Origin of the sequence: Kitasatospora sp. NPDC059327, from assembly GCF_042752535.1 — a bacterium.
Classification (GTDB): domain Bacteria; phylum Actinomycetota; class Actinomycetes; order Streptomycetales; family Streptomycetaceae; genus Kitasatospora.
Genome location: NZ_JBHYYB010000210.1, coordinates 1,595 through 5,192, shown reverse-complemented (window position 1 = coordinate 5,192; position 3,598 = coordinate 1,595). Strand labels below are relative to the sequence as shown.

General features: G+C 70.0%; 2 protein-coding genes. One reads left to right on the top strand and one right to left on the bottom strand.

What is annotated here, in order from left to right; translation table 11 throughout:
• Positions 1 to 613: 613 nt before the first annotated feature.
• The gene (locus tag ACFXHB_RS44290; protein ID WP_380582834.1) at positions 614 to 1,282 is read right to left on the bottom strand and encodes a GntR family transcriptional regulator; all 669 of its coding nucleotides are present in this window, start codon (positions 1,280 to 1,282) and stop codon (positions 614 to 616) included.
• Between the two features lie 691 nt (positions 1,283 to 1,973).
• Here ACFXHB_RS44290 and ACFXHB_RS44285 point away from each other — a divergent pair.
• Complete coding sequence (locus ACFXHB_RS44285) at positions 1,974 to 3,446, top strand: hypothetical protein (RefSeq protein WP_380582832.1); 1,473 nt, start codon at positions 1,974 to 1,976, stop codon at positions 3,444 to 3,446.
• Positions 3,447 to 3,598: the final 152 nt, after the last annotated feature.

Genomic DNA, 3,598 nt, shown 5'->3' with positions numbered 1-3,598 from the left:
TTTTTTGGTGTTCATCCTTTGTTTTTCTGGTGGGTGTGGGTCGGTATGGCGGGGGGCTGGGGGTTTTGCCCCATCCCGCCCCCGCGCCCCGGGCCCGTCGCATGCGCACACAGCACCCACGGTGGCCGCCCCGACCGCGACCGACTCGCGGACGTCGCCGGCCCGGCGGGCGTGGTCGGCAGAAGCGTGCCACGAGGCCCGCGATCCCGGCGCCCCCGGCACGGGCGAACACCGTAGGAGCCCTGGGTCACGGCGCCGGCAGGCACCGGCGTGCCTCGCAGTGCCCGGAGGGGTCGCTGCGAGGGTGACGCCACTGCGGGCGCGTCCGCGGTGGTGAGCAGGCGGCCGACACCGCAGGCGATGTCGAGTCCAGGAGACGCTCCGGCCCGCTCAAGAGTCCTCAGGATGCCGGGAACGATCAGTGACACCTCGACGGCGTACGTGCCGGAGGCGAACAGGCTGAGAACCGGGCGACGCCGGGGCCGCTGTCCCACGTGGCGGTCAGGAACCTGCGGGTGGACAGGACGTGGAACAGGCCGTCAACGTGCGCACACGCCGCCGGGACACGGAGGCGCACGATCGGGTGTCGGGCGCTGGTGGACGTCCAGTCGACTCAGAAGGCGCACTCGACCTCGTGCACGGCCTGCGAGCCGATGTGGGCGCGAGCCGCGGCGGCCGCCGCCTCGGGGTCACGCCTGCGCAGCGCCTCCAGGATCACGCCGTGCTCGGCGACCACGGAGCGCCAGTCCCGGTCGCCCATCGGCACGGTGACCCGGTAGCGGCGGATGGTGAGCAACAGTTGCTCGGTGAGGTCACCCAGGACGCGGTAGCCCGCGCCGCCGGCCAGGGCTTGGTGGAAGCGGGAGTTCAGCTCTGCCATCCTCTCCAACTCGCCCGTGTCCAGCGCGTCGTGCATCGCCCGCTGGATCTCTTCGAGCCGGGCGAGCCGGGCGTCGTCCATTCGCTCGGCCGCGAGCTGGGCGACCAGTGCCTCGATCGCCTCGCGGGCGAGGAAGACGCCTCTCATCTCGGCGACGTCGATCGGGGCGACGGTGACGCCCGCGTGCGCCCGCGAGACCAGCAGTCTGTCTGCTTCCAGGCGCTTCACCGCCTCACGGATCGGAATCTTGCTGATGCCGAAGGTGCGGGCCAGCTCGTCCATGTTGATCCGCTCGCCGGATCGGAGCTCCCCCTTGGCGATGGCACTCCGCAGACTCTCGTAGACGAGGTCGGCCTTGCTCTTCACGGCGGGGATGCGCTCCGCCCAGCTGGTTCGGTCCATTCGCGTATGGTATGCGATATCCCATCACCGGGGAATGCCCAACGCCGCGAAACCCCCATCCTGACCTGGCCTTTCCTTCGGACCCCGTCGCCTCCGGCAGTCTCAGCGAGAAGCCGACACCCACCCGGGGCCCCTCCGAGGCCGCCCCCTCGGACCCGAGTGGAGCATGCGACAGCCCACCGGAGCGCGACGAAGGCCGGCCCCGCAGACAGAAACCCGGCCTCACCCGGGAAGCGAAGCGGCACTACATCTGGTGTTCATTTCGTATATCGCATATGTTGAGCCCACGGTTCCGACAGCCCGGTCGGCGTTGACGCCGCACCGCCTCGGGACCGGAACTCGGGCCTGATCACAGCCGGCCCTGCCTGCCCCCGCACGGACCGGGACGGCCGACCCAGCCGCAGCCCGTCGTACAGGGCGACCCGGGCCGCGGCGACACCGCGCCCGGACTCGCCGCCGTCTATCCGACACCCGTCACGCTCGCCGCATCAGTCCGATCCCCAGCGGCCGGCCACGGAATCGACCGGCCCGACCGGCAATGCGCTGCGAAGTCCTGCGATACGGACCCGATCCGCGCCCGCTGTCCGACGTCCGCAGCACCGGAAACACCGAACCTCTCCTCTCGAAGCCGGCCCCTCCCCCTCCGGAGCCGACCACCCCACCCCCACCCTCACACCCCCCGAGGAAGAACATGCCCAGACCCGAGCCGCACGGCATCAGCCGCCGCTCCATCCTGCGCGGAGCAGCCGTCGCCGGCGCCGGCGCCGCGATCTCCCCCCTGCTCAACCTCTCCACCGCCTCGGCCGCCACCGGCAGCTACACCATCCGCTTCGACCAGGCGCGCAAGCAGACCATCCTCGGCCTGGGCTTCGAGATCCAGTCCGACTCGATCGGCTCGGGCAACAACGGCCTTCCCGCCACCGTCGCCGGAGTCCCCTACGACCTGACGCCCAGTGAGCGGACCCGCTTCTACCAGCAGATGCTCATGGCCGGCCGCACCGACCGGGGCTTCCGCTACTGCCGGCTCGCCCTCGGCCTCTACCACCGCGGCGTCGACCCCACGGGAATGCAGATCATCGACCGGTACGACGGACAGACCGCGCTGCTCGCCGACATGATCAGCAGAACTCGCATCGAAGGCGTGGCCGCCGAGTACTGGTCACCCGCTCCCGGCTGGAAGATCAACAACTCCCTCCTCCTGGGCAAGCTCGCGTCCTTCGACCCCGCCTTCCTCGACCAGCTGGGCGACGCCATGGTCGGCGACCTCGACTACCTCTCCACACGCGGCGTACCCATCTCCATGTGGGGCCTGCAGAACGAGCCGGAGGCATCGCCCGCGTACTCCGCGTGCCAGTACACCCCCGACGAGTACGTCAAGACCTTCAAGGCCGTCGCACCCAAGATCAAGGCCCGCTATCCGAACGCGACGATCCACGCCGAGAGCAGGGACGGCTGGACCAGCGAGTGGGGAAGGGCCATCACCGCCGACCCGGTTGCCCTCTCCTACGTCGACGCCTGGACCTTCCACCGCATCGGCGAGGAGAGCGACCGCCAGCGAACGCGGAACTTCACCTCCGGAGCGTCGGGAAAGCCCGTCTTCAACAACGAGTTCGAGTACCTGAAAGGTGGAACCAGCGACGACAGAACACTCAACACCGCCCAGTCGATCATGAACTGGATGACCTTCCAGAACTCGCCCACCTGGTTCTGGCTGCACGCCCTCAAGCCCACCACCAACTCCGAGTCCCCGGGCTACTCCCTCGGCTTCTGGCGCCCCCCGCACGACACCGACTTCAGCCCCAACCACTTCCCCGACCTCCCGGTCGGCCACTGGACCTGGAACCCCCAGAACTGGAACGCCGTCGCCGGCTTCGTGAAGTACCTGCCCTGGAACTCGGTGCGCTACGGCGTCGACGAGTCCACGCAGCTCGCCAACCAGCGGATCATGGCGTGGAAGACCCCGGACGGCAAACCCGTCTTCGCCATCACCAACCGCTCCGCGACCGACTCGTTCACCTACACCGTCGACACCCAGACCACCGCAGCCTTCCAGGGCCACCGCTACGGCCCGGCCACCAACAACCAGACCATCGCCACCCGCACCGGTCCCACCCTCACCCTCACGGTGCCACCGCTGTCGATCGAATTCTGGGTCCGCACCTGAGCCCGACACACCGCGCCCAGCAAGCCCGGGAGCGTCCCCCGGCTCGCAGGCCGGTTGGCCCCGCCCCCCCGGAGGGGGGGTGGGGCCACCGCCAAAGGGGGCAAGTTCGGGCGGGGCGCGCCGCAGCCCCGGGGGGGCGCGCCAGAGGGGCG

What these genes read in the sequence shown, in the direction of transcription:
- ACFXHB_RS44290 (WP_380582834.1), bottom strand. Translation starts at nt 1,282, where the DNA reads ATGGACCGAACCAGCTGGGCGGAGCGCATCCCCGCCGTGAAGAGCAAG.
- ACFXHB_RS44285 (WP_380582832.1), top strand. Translation starts at nt 1,974, where the DNA reads ATGCCCAGACCCGAGCCGCACGGCATCAGCCGCCGCTCCATCCTGCGC.